At 47.6% G+C, this 21,745-nt stretch carries 12 protein-coding genes; 8 read left to right on the forward strand and 4 right to left on the reverse strand.

All coding sequences use genetic code 11. The features are described 5' to 3' along the window. The 8 genes from HA51_RS21395 to HA51_RS21435 all read left to right on the forward strand — a co-directional run. Window positions 1-3,352: Ig-like domain-containing protein (locus HA51_RS21395; RefSeq protein WP_139810715.1), on the forward strand; the 3,352-nt coding region annotated here is incomplete at its 5' end. Window positions 3,353-3,432: 80 nt separating this feature from the next. Further along, a complete protein-coding gene (locus HA51_RS21400) occupies window positions 3,433-4,887 on the forward strand; it encodes a TolC family outer membrane protein (protein ID WP_084936581.1) in 1,455 nt (484 codons plus the stop codon). Next, on the forward strand, window positions 4,884-7,070 hold the full coding sequence (locus tag HA51_RS21405) for a type I secretion system permease/ATPase (RefSeq protein WP_084936582.1): 2,187 nt from the start codon (window positions 4,884-4,886) through the stop codon (window positions 7,068-7,070). Before HA51_RS21400 ends, HA51_RS21405 begins: the two co-directional genes overlap by 4 nt. Further along, a complete protein-coding gene (locus HA51_RS21410) occupies window positions 7,070-8,293 on the forward strand; it encodes an HlyD family type I secretion periplasmic adaptor subunit (RefSeq protein WP_425435780.1) in 1,224 nt (407 codons plus the stop codon). Before HA51_RS21405 ends, HA51_RS21410 begins: the two co-directional genes overlap by 1 nt. Before the next feature lie 1,047 nt (window positions 8,294-9,340). Beyond that, on the forward strand, window positions 9,341-10,489 hold the full coding sequence (locus tag HA51_RS21420; protein ID WP_084936585.1) for a capsule biosynthesis protein: 1,149 nt from the start codon (window positions 9,341-9,343) through the stop codon (window positions 10,487-10,489). Between the two features lie 11 nt (window positions 10,490-10,500). Beyond that, window positions 10,501-12,177 carry a polysaccharide biosynthesis/export family protein gene (locus tag HA51_RS21425; protein WP_084936586.1) on the forward strand — a complete coding sequence of 559 codons (1,677 nt, stop codon included), beginning with the start codon at window positions 10,501-10,503 and terminating at the stop codon, window positions 12,175-12,177. Window positions 12,178-12,189: 12 nt separating this feature from the next. After that, window positions 12,190-14,217 (forward strand): capsular polysaccharide biosynthesis protein, encoded by a 2,028-nt coding sequence (locus tag HA51_RS21430; RefSeq protein ID WP_084936587.1) that lies wholly within the window; start codon window positions 12,190-12,192, stop codon window positions 14,215-14,217. A 38-nt stretch (window positions 14,218-14,255) separates the two neighbouring features. Then, window positions 14,256-15,497 (forward strand): capsule biosynthesis protein, encoded by a 1,242-nt coding sequence (locus tag HA51_RS21435; protein WP_084936648.1) that lies wholly within the window; start codon window positions 14,256-14,258, stop codon window positions 15,495-15,497. A gap of 249 nt (window positions 15,498-15,746) precedes the next feature. Here HA51_RS21435 and HA51_RS21440 read toward each other — a convergent pair whose 3' ends face one another. The 4 genes from HA51_RS21440 to HA51_RS21450 form a co-directional block, all read right to left on the reverse strand. After that, entirely contained in the window at window positions 15,747-16,505 is a 759-nt protein-coding gene (locus HA51_RS21440; protein ID WP_084936588.1) for an acyltransferase, read from the reverse strand. A gap of 325 nt (window positions 16,506-16,830) precedes the next feature. Continuing rightward, window positions 16,831-17,412, reverse strand: a complete 582-nt coding sequence (locus HA51_RS27010; RefSeq protein ID WP_139810716.1) for a tetratricopeptide repeat protein — start codon at window positions 17,410-17,412, stop codon at window positions 16,831-16,833. A 313-nt stretch (window positions 17,413-17,725) separates the two neighbouring features. Further along, window positions 17,726-20,401 (reverse strand): bifunctional glycosyltransferase/CDP-glycerol:glycerophosphate glycerophosphotransferase, encoded by a 2,676-nt coding sequence (locus HA51_RS21445; RefSeq protein WP_245840249.1) that lies wholly within the window; start codon window positions 20,399-20,401, stop codon window positions 17,726-17,728. Window positions 20,402-20,627: 226 nt separating this feature from the next. Further along, window positions 20,628-21,737 carry a stealth family protein gene (locus tag HA51_RS21450; protein WP_245840247.1) on the reverse strand — a complete coding sequence of 370 codons (1,110 nt, stop codon included), beginning with the start codon at window positions 21,735-21,737 and terminating at the stop codon, window positions 20,628-20,630. Window positions 21,738-21,745 lie beyond the last annotated feature (8 nt).

Genomic DNA, 21,745 nt, shown 5'->3' on the forward strand with positions numbered 1-21,745 from the left:
AGTCACTGACGCAGCAGGTAACGTCAGCGGTTCAACCACAGCCAGTGTGATTATCGACACCACAGCACCAACCGGTCTGACAGTCGCGGCAGCCAACAACAACGGCAGCACGGCGGTGGCGATTGCCAACGGCGGTTCCACCAACGACAACACCCCAGCGCTGAGTGGTAACGCTGAGGCAGGTAGCCTGGTCATCATCCGTGAAAACGGCGTGGCGATTGGTTCGGTGACGGCTTCGGCAGGCGGGACCTGGAGCATTACGCTGGGTACGTTGGCTGACGGCGCACACACCTTTAGTGTCACGGCGACAGATGCGGCGGGTAACGTGGGAGCGGCATCCACTATTGCTTTGACCATCGATACCGGTACACCAGCGATTGCTACCGCTCTGACGGTCACTAACAACGACGTCACACCAAACGTGACGGTCGCCAACGGCGGTTCCACCAACGACAACACGCCAGTGTTGAGCGGTTCGGCGGAAGCCAACGCGATTGTGACGGTCTACGACGGCAGTACGGTGTTGGGTTCCACTACCGCCAGTGGTACGGGTGCGTGGAGCTTCCAGACCGCAGCATTGACCAACGGCAGCCATCCACTGAGCGTGACGGTGAAAGATGCTGCGGGCAACATTAGCCCAGCCTCTGGCACCTACACGGTGGTGGTGGATACCGTGGCCCCAGTGGCCTCAACGCTGGTGATCACCAACGATGTGACTAACACCGTAGTGGCTAACGGCGGTTCCACCAACGACACCACGCCAACGCTGAGCGGTACGGTCAGCGCTGCAGAGGCAGGCAGTCGTGTCAGCATTTATGACAACGGTGGGCTGTTGGGAACCGCGATTGTGCAAGCCAACGGCACCTGGACATACACCACGGTTGCTCTGCTGCAAGGCACGCATCCAATCACTGTCACCGTCACCGATATAGCGGGTAACGTCAGCGGCACCACTTCGGCTTCTGTGATTATCGACACCACCGCACCAGCGGCGTTGACCATTGCTGCCAGCAACAACAACGGCAGCACGGCAGTGGCGATTGCCAACAACGGCACCACCAACGACAGCACACCGCTGTTGAGTGGTACCGGTGAAGCGGGTGCCAAAGTCACCGTGTACGATGGCGCCGCCGTATTGGGCACCACCACCGTAGGCAGTAACGGCCAGTGGACCTTCATTACGCCAACGCTGACGAATGCGACGCATACGCTGACCGCGACGCAGACCGATGCAGCAGGCAACGTGAGTCCAAACGCTTCGGTCACGTTAACGGTCGATACCGTGGCACCAACCAACACGACGCTGGTGATCACCAATGACTCGGTGGCACCAACGGGTACGGTTGCGAATGGCGGCTCAACCCGCGATACCACGCCAGTCCTCAGCGGTGTGGCGGAACGCGGTGCTGTCGTCACTATCTACGACGGTGCAACGTTACTGGGTTCCGTGGTGGCGAGCGCCACAACCGGCGCCTGGAGCTTCACCACCGCTGTACTGATCAACGGTAGCCATCCGATTAACGTGACGGTGACAGATACTGCCGGCAACGTCAGTGGCACCACTACGGCAACGGTGATTGTTGATACCGTGGCGCCAACGGCGGCAACCGGTCTGGCGATTAACAGCGCCGGTACGACTGTCACCGGGAGTGGTGAGGTGGGTACAACGGTTACCGTCCGTGATTCGGGGGGGAATGCCATTGGTAGCGGCACAGTTGCGGCGAACGGTACTTTCTCTGTCTCGCTGACCACTGCACAGACCACGGGCGCCAACCTGTCGGTTTCTCTGACAGATAGCGCCGGTAACGTTTCACCAACGACATCGCTGGTCGGTGCCATTAACATTGTGGCGACCCCGGACGCAGCAGAGGTGGACTTCTCTACCGGTGCTGGCTCGCACGTCAATGCGAATGCCAGTGTGACCAACGCAGCCCTGCTGACCACCTCACTGTTGGGTGTGGTTAATCTGAGCGTATTGAACAGCGGCAACGCCTTCATGTTCTCAGTGGGTACCGGTGATACAAGGACGCTGACAGTACAGGCTTCGGCTGCAAGCTTGGTGGCACTGAGTACCAACTACACGTTGTATCTGTATGAGCAGGTCAACGGACAATGGGTGCAGCAGACCAACTACACCGTGGCTAACTACATCAGCATGTTCCTGTATATCGGTTCGAAAACAGGGTCGGCAGTGACCTATACCGGCCTGACCAGTGGGAACTATGCGATTGTGTTGGGCGCATCCGGTGCAATTAGTCTCGGCCTGTTACCTTCCACCACTGTCGGTACGACATCGGATGTCACATCCTATGTCGCCACCGTAGCGGCAACGGTAACCGGTAACCTGCTGACCAACGATAGCAGCTCGATTTCGCATACGGTTCCAGCAGGTACGGCGGTGACGGCGGTATCGGGTTCGGCGGTGAGCGGTACCACTAATACCACCATCAACACGACCTACGGCACCCTGGTGATCGACTCCCACGGTAACTACACCTATACGCTGAAAGCGGGTCTGGATGTGGCGACATTGCCATCAACCGACACCTTCACGTATACGGTGACTGATGCCTACGGCACAGCAACGTCTTCGACGTTAACCGTGACGCTGCACAATGGCGTGGCGACCAGCTTGGTGGCAACCAACAGTCTGTTTGCGGCCACCACGGCAGAGCATGACGCCAGCGGTAGCATTTACGCTGACTCCTCTACCACTCATACCGGAACCTTGAGTATTACTAATGAACACGGTGATACCACTACCGTGAGCAGCACCGGTTCTACTCTGATTACGGGCGACTACGGTACGTTGAGTATCGCGGCGAATGGTACTTACACCTACTCACTGACGGCGGGACTGGATGCTCAATCCATCACGCATAAAGAGGTGTTCACCTATAGCCTGGCGGGTACCAACGGCACCATCACCACCAACACGTTCACCATTGACCTGCATCCGACCATTACTGGTACCGCAGCGGCTGACTCGTTAACCAGCAGTGCCTACGACGACACCATTACCACCGGTGCTGGCGCAGACACACTTGTTTATCACTTGCTGGCGAACGCGGATGCCACAGGCGGCAACGGGCATGATACCTGGACCGACTTTAATGTTGCGCAAGGCGACAAAATTGACGTCAGTAACTTGCTAATTGGTTGGAATGATTCCACAAGTAATATTAATGATTTCGTGAAAGTGGATCATACTTCAGATGGCAATACCGTGCTCTCGATTGACCGTGATGGTACCGGTACGGCTTACAGCAGTACTCAACTGGTTACGCTGGAAGGCGTGAACGTGTCACTGGAGGAGCTGCTGCAACAACCGCACCAAAACACCACGGTCTAATTAAGGCCGGTATAGGAAGCAGGGAAGCAGTATGGGCGCAGGGATGCGCCCCTTTCTCTATTTTGACTGGTGGATTAAAGATGGATCTGATGCAATCAGGCACGACAACTCGCCGTTTTACTAAGCTCAGCGTTTTATGTGCTGGCATCGCGTTTTTTCACAGTTCTTACACCATGGCTGTCAGTGATGCGCTCACGTCGGCAGGCAGAATTACCTCAGCAGGCCTGGCGCAACAGCAGCAGGAACTGCCTTCTCTTACTGGCGAAGTCGCCGAACCGGCATTGGCTCATGTGCCGGATTCTTTAACCATCAATCAGGCCGTACAACGGGCCATCCACTGGCACCCAGACATCGCCGAGGCGGTAGGGAAAATGCTGGAGCAGGCCAACCAGGTGGATGTGGCAAAGTCGAAATACTATCCACAAATCAGTGGGGGTATGAACAACGGCTACACCAATGCTTACACCGAAAAAGGCTTCAGTCCCTCGTTTGTTCTATCGGTTTCGCAGATGCTGTATGACTTCGGTAAAGTCAGCAGTTCGGTGCGCTCCGCTGAGGCGGGCGTCGCACAGGAGCAAGCCAATGTGCTGGTCAGTATCGACACCGTGGCACATGACACCGCTTCTGCACTGGTAGAAGTACAGGGTTATCAGCAGCTGGTGAAAATCGCCCAGCAGCAGCTGGATGCGCTGAGTAAAATTGGCGATCTGGCGCGTCAGCGTAATGACGAAGGGGCTGCCTCGCTTTCCGATGCCACCCAAACCGATGCGCGTATCGAAGGTGCGCGCACCACCTTAATTCAATACCAAGCCAACCTTGATCGCTGGCGAGCCACGCTGGCGACCTATCTTGGCTGGCCGCTGGTGAAGAAAGTCAGCGATGACTTCCCGGTGAACCTGACGCGCTCCTGCGCGGTGGGGAAAGCGGATGACAAACTCAATCCCTCCGTGCTCGCCGCTTGGGCGCAAGCCAACCAGGCACAAGCCAAATTGGATAACGCCAATGCGCAGAATTTGCCGACCATTTCACTGGAGCCGCAGGTCACCCATTACCTCAACGACCACTACTCCGGCAGTGAAACCTTAGACCGCACCCAGTATCAGGCATTCGTGAAAGTCGAAATGCCGATTTATCAGGGCGGGGGGATTACCGCGGCGCGTGACGCAGCGGCCAATGCGTTGCAGGCGGCGAATGCGGCGGTGAATTCTGCGCGACTCAAAGCCCGACAACAGTTGAGCGAATCGCAGAATCAGGCACTGAGCCTGTCGCAAAGCTTGGCGATTATGGGCAGACAGCAAACGCTGGGTGAGAAAACTCAGCAGTTGTACCAAGACCAATATTTGCAACTCGGCACCCGTCCGCTGCTGGATGTGCTCAACGCCGAGCAGGAAGTGTTCCAGACCCGCTTTACGCTTCAGCAAACCATCAGTCAATTACGCTCACTGCAGCTCGATTGCTTATACAGCACCGGGAACGTGCGGTCGGCATTCGCGTTGAATAATCAGCGGATCCAGAATGTGGAGATCCAGCCATGACAGTATTGCAAATTCCTGATGCCCCCAACGGTGATAGCAATAGCGCCGCGGGTGGCAGTGTTCCGCTAAACGGCTGGGCCACGGCAATCATCCTGATTGCGACCCACTATCGCTTACCCTGCTCGCCGGGCATGATCATGGCGGCCGCAGAGTGGCAGGGCAAACAGACGCGCGATAAAGCGCTACGCCATCTGGCTCGCCAGGCGGGTTTGTCACTGCAACTGTACGATGAAAATAAGTGGGAAATCACCAGTTGGCGTCTGCCGCTGGCGGTGGAGCTAACGGATGGGCAGGTTGGGGTGATCACCAGTTTTGATGGTGATGATGAGGTACGCGTCCACTTCGCCGGTGATGAACAACCGGCCCCTGTGGCGCTGGAAACGCTGCTGCCGGAAATCCGCTTTGTCGCGGCACTGCGCCCGGTGACGGCGGCGAAAGACAGCCGCGTAGATCGCTACCTGGCGACCGTGAAGCCCAACTGGCTGATGAAGCTGGTGCTGCACGATATGCGGCCCTACATCCACGTGATGCTGGGTTCATTCCTGATCAACCTGATGGCGCTGGTCGGCATTGTGTTCTCGATGCAGGTGTATGACCGCGTGATTCCGGCGCAATCCTACCCGACGCTGTATGTGCTCTACATTGGGGTGATCATCTCCGTGGTGTTCACCTACGTGCTGCGTGTCGGGCGCGATCATGTCACCGACTTACTGGGTAAACGCGCGGACATGCGTGTCTCTGACCGGGTGTTTGGTCACGCACTGCGTCTGCGCAACAGTGCGGTTCCGCGTTCAACCGGCACCTTTATTTCACAACTGCGTGAACTGGAATCGATCCGCGAGATGGTGACCTCCACCACCGTTTCCGCGATTGTCGATATGCCGTTCTTCCTGCTGTTCCTGCTGGTGATGGCGATTATTGCGCCGCAGCTGGCGTGGATAGCACCCGTCGCCGTGATCTTGATGGTGCTGCCAGGGCTGTTTAGCCAGAAAAAACTGGCGAAGCTGGCGCAGCAGGCGATGAAAGAGTCCACTTTGCGTAACGCAGTGCTGGTAGAGAGTGTGCAGGGGCTGGAGGATATTAAGCTGATGCAGGCGGAGGACCGTTTCCTGCAACAGTGGAACAGCTACATTCGTATCACAGCGCAGTCCGGCGTTGAGATGCGTAAAGTGATGCATTCGCTGATCAGCTGGGGCGTGACGGTACAGGGCCTGGTGTATGCCAGCGTGATCGTGGTGGGTGCGCCGATGGTGATCAATGGCGATATCTCTACCGGTGCGATTGTCGCGGCCTCGCTGCTCTCCTCACGCATGATTGCGCCCATGGCCACGCTGTGCGGCGTGCTGGCTCGCTGGCAGCAAGTGAAAGCGGCAAAAGTCGGTCTGGATGCGTTGATGAACCTGCCGGTTGAAAACAGCAAAGATGAAACACGCATCCACTGTCCGGTGCTGTTTGGCCACTATCAATTCAACGATGCGATGTTCCGTTACTACAGCGACTCACTTACCGTGGCACTGCGCATCAAAAGCCTGACCATCAAACCGGGTGAACGCATTGCGGTATTAGGACGCAACGGCTCGGGTAAATCGACCCTGCTGCAAGCGATGGTGGGTGGTATGGATTTGGTCGGCGGTGAGCTTCGTCTGGATAACCTCAGTTTGCCGCACATTGATTTAGCGGATGTGCGCCGCAACGTGGGCCTGCTGACGCAAAACGCGCGTCTGTTCCACGGCACGCTGCGTGAAAACCTGACCATGGGCGCGGCGCACGCTACCGATGACGCCATTTTTGGCGCGCTAACGGTGAGCGGCGGTGCAGATTTCATCCGTCGTCTGCCGCTGGGACTGGATCATCCGATTATGGAAGGGGGCGTCGGCCTGTCGGGCGGGCAACGGCAGTCGCTATTGCTGGCGCGTATGTTACTGCGCGATCCGAACATCATCCTGTTGGATGAACCGACGGCGGCACTCGATGAACATACCGAGAAAGAGTTTATTGAGCGACTGGGTGTATGGCTGAACGGCCGCACACTGGTGGTGGCGACGCACCGTGCGGCCATTCTCGCGCTGGTGGATCGTGTGCTGGTGTTGAAGGATGGGCAACTGGTGATGGATAGCCCGAAAGAGAATGCGTTACCCGCGCCACGTGCTGGCGGTAACAATCAGCCGGAGGCGCAATCATGATGAAACAACTTCCGGGCAAGCTGCGGCTGGTCACCGCTGCTGAAGTCGACTCTTCCGACGACCTGCTGGGCGAACTGAAATCAGAGACCCACTACACCGGCGCGGTGCGTTTGATCACCATCAGTACGGTTTTGATTCTGGTGACACTGGTATGGGCATGGTTTGGCGTACTGGATGAGGTTTCTACCGGCACGGGTAAAGTCATTCCTAGCTCGCGTGACCAGGTGATCCAATCACTGGAGGGCGGCATCCTGACCGAGCTGTATGTGCATGAAGGGGATAAGGTGAAGGCCGGGCAGATTGTGGCCCGTCTTGATGCCACGCGATCTGAATCCAACGTCGGTGAAAGCGCCGCGCGCTATCGTGCCGCGCTGGCCGCTGCTTCGCGCCTGAATGCTGAGGTGAACGATCAGAAGTTAACCTTCCCGGCGGAGCTGAATAACTTCCCCGACCTGATTGCCTCTGAAACCCGGCTGTATAAGACTCGTCGCGCCCAACTGACTGATGCCACCGCGCAGTTCAATCAATCGCTGGCTTTAGCCAACCGCGAACTCGCCATTACACAGCGACTGGCAAAAACCGGCGCGGCCAGTAGTGTTGAAGTGCTGCGTTTGCAGCGCGACAAGTCGGACCTGGAACTGAAGCTGACGGATATGCGCTCGCAATACTATGTACAGGCGCGTGAGGAGTTGGCGAAAGCCAGTGCCGAAGCGGACAGCCTGGCGCAGACCATCAAGGGACGCGAAGACACCGTGACCCGTTCGACCATTCGCTCGCCGATGAACGGCATCGTGAAAAACATCAAGGTCTCCACGGTGGGCGGGGTAATTCCACCGAACGGGGAGTTGATGAACATCGTACCGTTGAACGACCGCTTGCTGATCGAAGCGCGCCTGTCACCACGCGATATTGCCTTTATCCATCCCGGCCAGCGTGCGGTGGTGAAGATCTCTGCATATGACTATGCCATTTATGGCGGCATGGACGGCGTGGTAGAGAGCATCTCGCCTGATACCATTCAGGATGAAGTGAAACCAGAGGTTTACTACTACCGCGTGTTTATCCGTACCGACAACGACTATGTGCAGAACAAGGCCGGTAAACGCTTTGCTATCAGTCCGGGTATGGTCTCGACGGTGGATATCAAAACCGGTGAGAAGACGGTGATGGATTACCTGATTAAACCGTTTAACAAAGCGAAGGAAGCGATGCGCGAACGTTAATTACCGCTGCGTTTACGCTCGTAAGCCGCTGTTTATACAATAAACAGCGGCTTTTTTTGGCCCTGGATTCGCTATAAACTTAAGTCGGGTTGATGTGTTCTGCAATATTGATGCTGAAGGTGAGCGGGTAGATACAGGGCAGAAAAGACCACTCACTGATGGTCGTTATCATATGTCTCTTTACGAGCCAAACCATCAGGAACGGGGTAAATCCTGACAATAACGCTAAGTAAAATCTTGTGTTATCGCGCTTATCGCTTCTTTTCTGGAAGCTTTTTGACATCTTTAGAAATTTTTAGCGTCATTAGGAGATTAACGCTTGAAATTTGGCTTATTCTTGCGATTAATCGCCGTAAATTAGGTGTTTAATGTCATTAAGTGCTCGGAGGTGATTAAGATTTAGTCAATCGGTTGTAGGGGTTTCAATAAGAATATACTTAAAAACCTTGTGCCTGATATTGCTGTGTGTTACATAGAGTGTCGAATTTTTATCCCTTGCTTACTTAAGATTTTTCCGTAAGCGCCGTAGTGCCAAATAATAAAAAGAGCTTACTTCACTACCCCTACAGCGGGCGCTAATGCTTGCGTTTCAACTTGTCACGCAGCGTGATAAAACCGCCGCGTAACGGGGTGGGATAGAAAAGAAAAATTAATACAATTCGTCGTTATGCTTCCAGTGCGCTGTGAGCCTGGCGACAGCATTTGCTAAACACCCCATGCAAAGGAACTGACATGACTCAGGTTGTTACTCAGGAGCAGCACAGCGGCTTAAGCAAGCCGTGTTTGACCCTCTCAGTTTCTTTAGCGTTGGCCGGACAGGGCGCAGCGTTAAGCCCCATCTTAAAACAACACGATTTTGAAACACCGAAACAGACGAAAGACGTCAGAAGTGGGGCGTGCCTTTGCTTTTGATTAACCAAATGTCTAAACGAAAACAACCAGCCTTGTACACATTTTCGGCTAAATATGAATGAGTGGGTGTGAAGGGCTTGAGTTAGAGCTCAAGAGTCAGTGCTTGGCACCCCAATAATAATTGATGACTGTTACATGTTGATGAAAGTGAAGTCTGCCGCATCCACGATGCGTACGCGTTTTTCTGCTATTTCACTGGCGGAAATCCAGAAACACCTGGCGAAAATTATCATTCTATTGCCGATGGCGCTGCTGCTGATCTACCTCGTGATCTTTAGCCAGCCGCGCTATATGAGCGAATCCAAAGTCGCGATCAAACGTTCGGACGATCTCACCAGCAGCAGCCTAAACTTTGGCCTGCTCTTAGGCGCTTCTAACCCAAGCTCAGCTGAAGATGCACTCTATTTGAAAGAGTACATTAACTCCCCGGACATGTTGGCAGCACTGGATAAGCAACTGAATTTCCATGAAGCCTTTAGCCACAGTGGCCTGGACTTTTTAAACCATCTTGGCAAAGAAGAAACAGCTGAACGCTTCCTGCAGTATTACCGCGACCGTATCAGCGTGTCTTACGACGACAAAACCGGCCTGTTGGATATCCAGACCCAAGGCTTTAGCCCCGAATTCGCACTGAAGTTTAACCACGCGGTACTGAAAGAATCTGAGCGTTTTATCAATGAGCTCTCTCACCGCATTGCACGTGATCAGCTCTCTTTTGCAGAAGAAGAAATGCAGAAAGCGCGTGCGCGCTTGAATGCCAGCAAGGCCGATCTGCTCTCTTATCAGAACAGCACCAATATGCTGGACCCAGAAGCGCAGGCACTGGCCGCCACGACCTTAATCAACACTTTGGTTGGGCAAAAAATCCAGATGGAAGCAGACCTGCGTAATTTGCTGACCTATCTGAGAGATGATGCGCCACAGGTGGTAAGCGCCCAAAACGCTATCAAGTCACTGCAGGCCCAGATCGACGACGAAAAGAGCAAAGTCACCGCACCTCAAGGTCACAAGCTGAACCGTATGGCGGTCGATTTCGAAGAAATTAAATCGAAAGTAGAGTTTGATACCGAGCTGTACAAGCTGGCGCTGACTTCGATTGAGAAAACCCGTGTGGAAGCAGCACGTAAGTTAAAAACACTGTCTGTGATCAGTTCTCCACAGCAGCCGCAGGAATCCACTTTCCCTAATTATCCATACTTGATCGCCTGTTGGTTGCTGGTGTGCTGCTTGCTGTTCGGCACCCTGAAACTGCTGCTGGCTGTTATTGAAGATCACCGGGATTAATTGAGTTCGTCATGAAATTACTGAAGTCATTATTACTGATTGCAGCCTGGCAGGCTGCGCAAGCCAGCGCGGCAGTGGATATCAATGCCGATCCTAATCTGACGGGTGCGGCTCCGCTGCCTTCGTTTTTGACCGGCCAGCAAACGCAGGTTCAGAGCAGCGATGGGTTCGACAACACGCCACCGCCAGCCACACCAGTCACTATGAGCCGCATGTTTGGTGCCCAGCTATTTAATGGCACCAGCGCCGACAGTGGCGCAACCGTTGGCTTCAACCCCGGCTACGTGCTCAATCCTGGCGACAGTATTCAGGTACGTTTGTGGGGCGCGTTCACCTTTGATGGTGCGTTACAGGTTGACCCTAAGGGCAATATCTTCCTGCCAAACGTCGGTCCTGTGCAGGTAGCGGGCGTCAGCAACAGCCAGTTAAACGCGTTGATTACTACCAAGGTAAAGCAGGTTTATCAGGCCAACGTCAGTGTCTATGCCTCACTGCTGCAAGCGCAGCCGGTTAAGGTGTATGTCACCGGTTTTGTACGCAGCCCTGGCCTCTATGGCGGCGTGACCTCCGATTCCCTGCTCAACTACCTGATTAAAGCGGGTGGCGTCGATCCCGATCGCGGCAGCTATGTGGATATCGTGATCAAACGTGGCAACCGCGTGCGTTCCAGCATCAACCTGTATGACTTCCTACTTAATGGCAAGCTGGGCCTTTCTCAGTTTGCCGATGGCGACACCATTGTGGTGGGGCCGCGTCAGCACACCTTTAGCGTGCAGGGCGATGTGTTTAACAGCTATGACTTCGAATTCCGTGACAGCAGCATTCCGGTGACTGAAGCCTTGAGCTGGGCACGTGCCAAACCTGGCGCGACCAATATCACCATTATTCGTCAGCAGGGTCTGCAGAAGCGTAGCGAATACTACCCGATCAGCTCTGCACCAGGTCGTATGTTGCAGGATGGCGATACGCTGATTGTCAGCACTGACCGCTATGCGGGCACTATTCAGGTGCGTGTTGAAGGTGCGCATTCTGGCGAACACGCGATGGTATTGCCTTACGGTTCAAGCATGCGTGCAGTGTTGGCGAAGATCCGTACCAATAGCATGTCGGAAATGAGTGCAATCCAGCTTTACCGTCCGTCTGTGGCACAGCGCCAGAAAGAGATGCTGGATCTCTCCCTGCAAAAGCTTGAAGAAGCTTCACTCTCTGCACAGTCCTCGACCAAAGAAGAAGCCAGCCTGCGTGTGCAGGAAGCACAGCTGATTAGCCGCTTTGTGGCGAAAGCGCGCACCGTGGTGCCAAAAGGCGAAGTCATTCTCAACGAGAAGAACCTCGACTCCATTCTGCTGGAAGATGGCGACGTCATTAATATTCCGCAGAAAACCTCGCTGGTGATGGTGCATGGCGAAGTGCTGTTCCCGAATGCGGTGAGCTGGGAAAAAGGCATGAGTCCGAAAGACTACATCGAGAAGTGTGGTGGCCTGACGCAGAAATCGGGTAACTCCAAGATTGTGGTGATTCGTCAGAACGGTGCCGCCGAAAATGGTGAGGACGTCGATACCCTCAACCCAGGCGATGAGCTGATGGTTCTGCCGAAGTACGAATCGAAGAACATCGAAGTGACGCGCGGTATTTCCACCATCCTCTACCAGCTGGCGGTGGGTGCGAAAGTGATTCTGTCGATCTAAGGACATTAAGACATGATTGGTATCTTCTCTTCGGGGATCTGGCGGATTCCGCATTTGGATAAGTTTCTGGAACAGCCGTGCCAGAAGCTCTCTGCACTGCGTCCGATTCCTGATGAGATAGATATTGTTGCGGTCTGGGGACATCGCCCCAGCGCCCGCAAACCGGTTGAAATGGCGCAGGCTGCAGGTAAGTCGATACTGCGCTTGGAAGACGGCTTTATCCGCTCGCTTGGCTTAGGTGTAAATGGTGCGCCGCCGCTTTCAATGGTGTTGGATGATGAAGGCATTTATTACGATGCCAGCCGACCAAGTGCTCTAGAGCGCCTCATTCACGAACGCACTGCTAATCAGGCGTTAGTGGCTGAGGCGAAGGAAGCGATCCACACCATCGTGACTGAAGATCTGTCGAAGTATAATCAGGCCCCGGCGTTTTTGGCGGGAGAAAGCCTGACCAGCAATTTAGTGCTGGTGGTAGATCAAACCTTTGGCGATATGTCAGTGACATACGGCAATGCGGCAGCAGAGGATTTTTCCGCAATGCTGGAAGCAGCCATTAAAGAAAACCCGTCTTCCACCATCTGGGTAAAAGTTCACCCGGATGTATTAGAGGGGAAAAAAGCGGGCTATTACCACCAGTTACAATCCACGCATCGCATTCACTTAATGGCAGATAACGTGAGCCCGCAGTCATTGCTGCGCCATGTCTCACGTGTTTATGTCATGACGTCACAATATGGTTTTGAAGCCTTGATGGCAGGTAAACCAGTGACCTGCTTTGGCCAGCCCTGGTATGCGGGTTGGGGGTTAACGGACGATCGCCATCAGCAGGCTGAGTCATTGCGTCAGCGCCGTGGTCACTCGACTCTGGAAGAGCTGTTTGCTGCCGCTTACCTGCGCTACAGCCGCTACATTGATCCAATAACCGGTGAAGCCGCAACGCTATTTGATGTGCTGAACTGGATGCAGTTACAGCGTCGTCATCAACAACAGCGCAGTGGGCATCTTTGGGCGCCGGGATTATCGCTGTGGAAATCCACGATTCTGAAACCCTTCTTGCATACGACGGCGAACAAATTGAGCTTCTCTCGTCGATGCCGTGCTGCGACCGCATGTGTTGTATGGGGCGTGAGAGGGGAACAGCGCTGGAAAGATAAAGCCAGAACTCGCCAACTGCCACTGTGGCGTATGGAAGATGGTTTCTTGCGGTCTTCCGGCCTCGGTTCAGATTTACTGCCGCCGCTCTCATTGGTGCTCGATAAACGCGGCATCTATTACGACGCCAGGCGCTCCAGTGATCTCGAAGTGATGATGAATCACAGCGAGTTAACCTTGGCCCAACAGCTGCGCGCAGAGAAACTGCACAAGCGCTTAGTCGAAAGTAAGCTCAGTAAATACAACTTGGGTGCCGACTTTGCTTTGCCTGCGGGATCTGAAGGTAAACGTATCTTGCTGGTACCTGGGCAAGTGGAAGATGACGCTTCTATTGAGACTGGCACACTCTCCATCAATACCAACCTGTCGTTACTGCGAACGGTGCGTGAGCGTAATCCTGATGCCTTTATCATCTATAAACCGCACCCTGATGTGTTGGTAGGAAACCGTAAAGGGAATATTCCCGAGCAGGATGTTGCCCGACTGGCAGATTATCAGGCGCTGGATGCAGATGTGATTCAATGCATCCAGATAGCAGATGAACTCCACACCATGACCTCGCTTTCAGGTTTTGAAGCGCTATTACATGGCAAGCAGGTGTATTGCTACGGCCTGCCTTTTTACGCGGGCTGGGGACTGACAAATGATGAGCATATCTGCGCACGTCGCAATCGCAAGTTGGGGCTTGCGGATGTGGTGTACCAAGCATTGATTGCTTATCCCACCTATATCCATCCATTACGGCTCACGGCGATAAGCGCAGAAGAGGCGACAGAATTACTGATTAATGCCCCGCGTGGAAAGATGTTTGTTAATAAGAAAAAAGCAAATTACTTGGTAAGGCATTACCGCAAGATGTTGATGTTTTTTAAGGTTAAATTCGGTTAGGAAAACCGACTCATAAAATAACAAAAAGAAGGTTGATGATGCACAGTAATGCTTTGAAGATGTTGCTGTCTGGGAAGAAATACCTATTGCTACAAGGGCCAATGGGACCTTTCTTTAATGATGTCGCTGAGTGGCTCGAATCGCTGGAACGCGAAGCTGTTAATGTAATATTTAACGGTGGGGATCGTTTTTACTGTCGCCAGCGTAAATATCTGCCTTATCTCAAAACCCCAAAAGAACTCCCTTCATGGCTGCGTGATACGCACAAAGAATATGAGTTCGATACGATTCTTTGCTTTGGCGACTGTCGCCCGATGCATCAAGCTGCCAAGCGCTGGGCACAAGCGAAAGGGATTCGTTTTATCGCATTTGAAGAGGGCTATTTGCGCCCACACTTCATTACGGTAGAAGAGGGCGGGGTGAATGCGTTCTCATCTCTGCCACGCGATCCTGAGTTTTATCGTCGCTTACCTGAAATGCCTGCCATGCAGGTTGAGAAACTGAAGCCTTCAGCCGGTAAGCGTATTGGGCATGCGACATGGTACTACCTTGTTGGCTGGCGTTATCGCCATGAGTTTCATGAGTATCGCCATCACAAGTCATTCTCACCATGGTACGAGGCGCAGTGTTGGGTCAGGGCATATTGGCGCAAACAGTGGTACGGCTGGCGTCAGCGCAATGTGTTATCGCATTTGCAGAACAGTCTGGATCAACGTTATTTCCTTGCCATTCTACAGGTCTATAACGACAGCCAGATACGAAACCATAGCCCGTATGAGGATGTGCGCGACTACATTAATGATGTGATCTTCTCATTTTCGAAGAAGGCACCGCGTAATGAGTTTTTGGTGATTAAGCATCATCCGATGGATCGCGGACACCGCTTATACGGTCCACTGATCAATAAACTCAGCAAGGAGTACGGTGTAAAAAACCGGGTGATTTATGTGCATGACGTACCTATGCCTGAGTTATTAACTCATGCAAAGGCTGCAATCACGATTAACAGTACGGCGGGGATTTCAGCGCTGATCCACAACAAGCCATTAAAGGTGATGGGGAACGCGCTGTACGATATGAAGGGATTGACCTACCAAGGGCATCTTAACCAGTTCTGGACGGCGGACTTTAAACCGGATATGAAGCTGTTTAAGAAGTTTCGTGAGTACCTGCTGGAAAATACACAGGTGAATGCGGTTTATTATGGAGATTACAGGAAAAAACAACCATCATCTAATCGGATTACGGTTATAACTAAAAAAGACATGATAAGGGATTGAATTAAAAAGACGATTTTATATTGTTTATTGAGATGTGATTTCTTTAGAGAGCTCTAACGGATTTAAAAAATCAGTTTTATGAAGTGGGCAACTGAAAGCATGAATGGGGCATGCAAAAATGCAATGGATAAAAAGTTCTTTTCAGTTGATAAGGGCCGTAATCTCCATGGATAGGATGGGTTATTTATTATACCCACCCAGGAAATACTCTTTTAAATGGATCTTAAAACACCTTTTGTTAATTATTTGTTATGAGATCTTCCCTTTAAGTAAACTTTTAAAAGCATTATACAAGCGCTTGTTAAATGGCATGCTTATTGGTCTCAAAGTAGGTTCTGATTCATCAGTCAAATTCCAGTATGCGGACTTTATTATTGTCGATGAATTTGGTTTGTAATAAGGTTTTACTAGGTTAAGGTGGGGCCTCTCCCAAGCAATGTTTTTTTTAACAACTCTGGCTGGCAATCCAACGGCAACACAGTTATTAGGTATCTTTTTTTTCAATATACTGCCATAACCTAAAATACTTCCGTCACCGATACTACCACCATTTAAGATAACAGCCTTGGCAGCAATCCAAACATGATTACCAATTATTATATCTTGCGTAGGATTTAATCTCCTACCAGTATCTACATCAAAGAATGGGTGTGCATCGTCAGATCTTATTTCAATATTGGATGCGAACATACAGTCGTCACCAATTTCAACTTTAGAACCTTCTGCGGTAGATATATAAGTCCACCCTGTGAATGTTACACCATCCCCTATTGTTACAATACAATCTTGTCCAACCCTTACCATACCGTTAAACGAATTATCCCCAAGAGTGCATGTGCCATTATCGCAATCAAAGGTAAATGTTGAGTTTTTTAATTTGGTGTTTTTATGTACATTTAATGTATTATTTGATCCTATGAAGGTTATTTTCATATTACTTATGATATTACCCTCGTAGTTTATAATATTATTCCTTTCATCTTTATATGACTTTAACTCTGTTAGCATCGTGCCCCCTTAGGGTGTAATTGTTTTAGATATTAAGTGATTAATGAGGCACTTAACTGAGGTATTTAAACCATCAAGTCTTATTTCCCCCACCCTTAAAAAACGTTGTGTCAATGGGTCTATTATGTATGTTAAGTAAAATCGTTTCTATATTTCGTAATTATATTTTTGAAAAAAACAGGTGCGTAAATGATGAGGTAAATGTCTAATTGGTAATGAAATTACAGTTTTTTAGTATAGGTGGAGAAAGGATTTTTACAAAAAGTGTGAGGCTCCTCAGTAGGGCAGTACCCTACTTAAGGAGCCTAGTTCTAACTCTACATTTTTATATTTCTTTTAAAGTAAGACTATTTATAGATCTAATTAGCTGTGCATTTTGCAATCGAACTACAGCATTTTTAGGCGCGGTTGTTGGGTGCAAGCGAATAATTGAGTTCCAACACAATACGACATCATCCCAATTTTCAGTTATTTGTGAAAGTTCTGAACGGAGCAGCCAGTAATTTACGTCAAATTTACCTATTTGGTCATTTACTTTGAGGATATGATAGCTTTCATCTATCATGCCTAGCATTCGGTACGAATAAGCTAATTTGTATGGTGACTCAAATTCTGAGTTCGAAAGTAACAACCAATTCTCAGCAGACTCAGCCCATTGCCCGGATTTAAAGAAGAATTCCGCAATTTCATGGCGAATTGAACTAGCAGCTTTTGATTCTTCATTCAGGCAAGATAAAGCCTCTATAAATAGATCATGGTTATTAATATGCCTTAATGAATTCAGATAAATCGTAGTAAGTTCAGGTGGAAATAAGTCAAAAAACTCATTGAGTGGACTAATCATATTAACCACAGAATTAAAATTATTTAAGCTGTGGTTAATTGAAATAGACTGAATCCACCACAAGCTATCTTTTTCTTGCTTGCTGAAGTTATTATTTAAATGTGAAATTAAATCTGCTTTTCCTTTTTATACTGCAGATAAAAAGTGTGATTATTTTTGTTATTTTTTTAATTTCAACGTTTTTATTTATGTTTTCATTGGCTGATTCAAATATGGTCTCAACTTCATCCCAAGCTCTTCTTGAAAAAGCTTCGCACAACTTCAAATAATTTTCAAACTCATTTTTTCAGTATCTTGAGGGGGGTAAAAATAAAATCGTCACCTCTATTAAAAGCACATGTAAAGTTATGATAAATAATGTCATTTTTATTTTTCTTTATTGTTTTTTTGCATTAACTTTTTCATTAAAAAAAGTTAGGCTCTCAATTGCTAAGTTTAACCTATCTTCAATATCCTCTAAGGAGGCTTTCTCGACGTGCGTTGTATTTATATCCAATGATTTTATCATTTTTAATGACTGGAACACTTTGCCATGCTGAAGCAACGCCTGAGCATAGTTTATAACATCTGAATTAGTTGCTTCATTTTTAAATGAATCGATAGAAAATAGCTTTTCCCACCGATCACAAGCGCTTGCCCAATACCCTTTTTTAGATGCAATAATTGCTCTTCTTTGTAATGCTTTTATATCAATGTGATCATCGTTAGATTGGTCTAATGCAGTAATAGCATTATAAGTGCGCTCGCAAGATTTACCATCCCGGTAAGGGAATGTGTTTTCGATTAAATTCAAAGTTTCATCAGATGGTATAGCATCATTTTCAAGCAGTTTCTCAAGAGAAACAAATACATCCTCTAAATAATTACAAACTGGGCCGAAGCCATGTTTCCTATAGTCATAGTAACCCTTAGAGTAGGTATGTGCTCCAGAAAAAACTTCTTCCTCATCAAATTGATAATATATTGTTTGTTTTCCCTGAATTGCTAATTCAAAAGCTACAGATGAGTAGTCCGTAATCAAAAGAGATGATTCACTAAATAGCTCTTGAATTCTAATTTCTGATGGCTTTTTTAATGTAATATATGAGGGGATGTCAAATTCATTAATGTAATTAATAAGGTTTGGGTGAGGGTGAAGGACGATTTTATAATTGTACTTTTCTGATAGGTGTTTTAGCTCCTGAGAGTTGAATAAATTGTTCCAATGTATAGCAAAGCTTGAATTCATGAAATCAGGATTTTTAGAACGTTCATGCCCGTTACGATTAGCTTCTCCTGCAATGCTAGCACGCCAAGTAGGCATAATTAGAATTTGTTTATTGTGCCCTGAACTATTTAATAAAGAGTCATGCCGTGGGAAACCCGTTATTTTTACTTCCTTACTGGAATACTTATAATTGCTATCATTAGAAACGATTGATTCATATTCATCATTTGATGCAGTAATAAAACAGTCAATGTTCTCTTTCTGATTCAACCAGCCTGAAAGATCATCTTTTGTCACTCCATGCTGAAGAAATATGAAGTGTCTGCCTGATAGCATTCGCGGCCCCAATAAGTTTACAACACAATAATCTACATGTGAACTTATGACTTTACTACAACTTTTTAATTTTGATAGATGCTCTTCACCCCCAAAGTTTAAAAGATTAAAGCCCTCTTTTTTTAAACGGTCCCAGTCATGTGACGTCTCATTAAGTGCAAAATAAATTTCTTGTTTTGGGTGGTGTTTACTAATATAACGATATAGGTGTTCAGCATTATCATCAGCTTGATAATCTCGATCCATCAAAATCCAAGCATCAGTTTTTTTTGCTTTGGATACATAATCAGGTATTAAGTTATCAAAGTGGCGTACAATTTGTTCACCAGTTATTCCATTGCTATACTGTTTTCCTGCAAGAGATATTGTTGTTTTAACATCTGAGATGTTTATTCTTATTTTCTCATGCCAACCAATTTTTACCCAAATTCGCTTCTCTTGAGCGAAACTACGAGATAATAAAGAGTGGTTTATTATTTTTTCGTAGCTAGGGTAAACTTCCTTTCCAGCAATTTCGATGACTTCAGATACTTCCTTATGCGTGAAATACCTTATTTGGACCATTTTTTTTATACGATCATAGCCTTCAACATATACAATTTGCATATTTGGCTCTTGGTCTTTAAATGCACCTAACATTCCTACTTTATGATAGAACCATGCACCTGCAAGATTGAATCTCATAATCACAGATTCATCAATGTATGTAAAAATCTCATCTAAGAGGGAAAGAAAACGTTCTTGCTGTTGTAAGCTCAGGAAATGTAATTTTTGCTGATTGTTTATCAACTTCTTAAAGTACCAAATAAGATGATATACAACTGTTATTTGAATGTTCTCAGGCACATTCCCTTTTTCATTTACGTATTTTTTAAGGAGATCAAGGCAACCTAATTCTAATACTTGATCATATAACCCTGGTTTTTCCCATGACTTATCTAAAGTTGAGCTTCCATCACTTCTTTTTCTATATAAATATTTTGCTGACTTTAAAAATGCTATGTTACTTTTTTGAATATGTAATAGGTAAGATGAAGCAAAGTGTGCATCTTCAAAATTTGGTTTTATATTTTCATTGAATCTTATATTGTTAGCTTCTATTTTTTCATTTTTAAATATTGCTGAATTTACCGATAGTTGAATTTCTTTCCCAAGGCTATTTACGGGGATGATCTTATCACCACCTGAAAATCTATATTTAAGGGGATGAGAGTCTTTAATTTGGTCTTTGTCTTCAAAGTAGAAAATGAAGTTGCAGGAAACCAGATCTAAATTCCCATGATTATTTTTACTAATAAACTTGTCAACTGATAAAAAATAATTTATGTCTATAAAGTCGTCAGGGTCAATAAAGGTTACCCATTCTGTTTTAACATAATCCAACCCTACATTGCGTGCTGAAGCTTGCCCACCATTTTCTTTGAGAATATATTTTATATTTCTAGGGAATTTTTTCTGCCATCTTTTTATTATTTCTGCAGAATTATCAACGGAACCATCATCTACCATAATCAAAAAATATTATTTTCAAAATCTAATCTTTGAGTGGTGATGCTTTCAAAATAATTATCAAGATAATTGCTTACATTGTATACAGCAGAAACTACAGTGTATTGATATGCACCATGATTTTTTTGGGCTTTAACTTGTCAATACTCTTGTTTCTTTTTAACATCATGTCTGAAATGAATAGTTTTGGATCTCTAATGAGTTTGCGCAATTTTTTTATGTTCATTTATTTTTCAGTCTCGTAGTAATTATCTAATTCTTTTTTAAGAGTATCTTGATAGCTTTCAATCGGAGCGTTGATGGAATTAAAGTCATTTGCGCAGAATGAATGAGGGCGATGATTATCATTTTTTGCTTTTCTTAATGCCTTGTAGAAACTATTCGCTGATCTTGATCTAATGTTAAAATAATAACAAATGTCTCTTTGGAGAATTGAATTACCCTTGTAATAACTAAACCACGGCACTAAAAATGTTGCGAGGTTTAAGTCACTATCTGTTCTGAATTTATTAACAAGAAAAGATTCAATTTCATCTTTATATAACTTCCAAACATCTAAGTAATCACTTTTACGTAATGGAACATAAGTATGAACCAATGGATTATCTGGCTTGGTATTAAATGTCTCTTCTATGAGCGCGGATGAAAGCAATGACGCTGAAAGTGTTGGAGTCAATATTCCTCTTTCGACCATTTGACTGAGGTTTTTGGAGGACACAAAAAGTGAGGCATGTCCATTATTCTTGAAAAAATGACTTGCTTCTAAAGGTCTTGCTACAAAAACGTCATCATTGAAGTAGATAAAATTCTCGGAAATTTCAGGTATATTATGTAAGAAGGCCTCGATAACATGAGAGTTGAATGTAGGTAGGAATTTGCTGGGAATGATTTCGGTATGATCAATTATTATGATTTTTTTAGATTTAAACTTTTCCAACCATGATGGTATCTGATTATCAGTAACTATAAATATATTTCTCACCCAAGGTAAAAATTTGTGAACGCTCTGAAGTGAGTAATATAATTCATCATGATTTTCAAACCTAGCGGAATCAGTAGCATATCTTCCTAATTCTTTATTTCCACTTCTTTTAAAGTGATTGTATTTATCAGTCCAAATTAAATCATCACTATTAACCCAGGTGAAGACAATATCAATTGGCGCATTGTTTTTGAATGTTCTTTCTAGTTTTTCATCATAACTGATTATTATTTGCTCCTCTTCTTGAGGGCACTTTATTTCATTTAGATGAATGGGGTATTTTTTATTGAGATAATCTTTAAAAAATAAAGATGGTGTTTTTATGAGTTTTTTTACTTTTTTTAACATGGGCATAAATTATC

The sequence above is a fragment of the Pantoea rwandensis genome, from assembly GCF_002095475.1.
Taxonomy (GTDB): domain Bacteria; phylum Pseudomonadota; class Gammaproteobacteria; order Enterobacterales; family Enterobacteriaceae; genus Pantoea; species Pantoea rwandensis.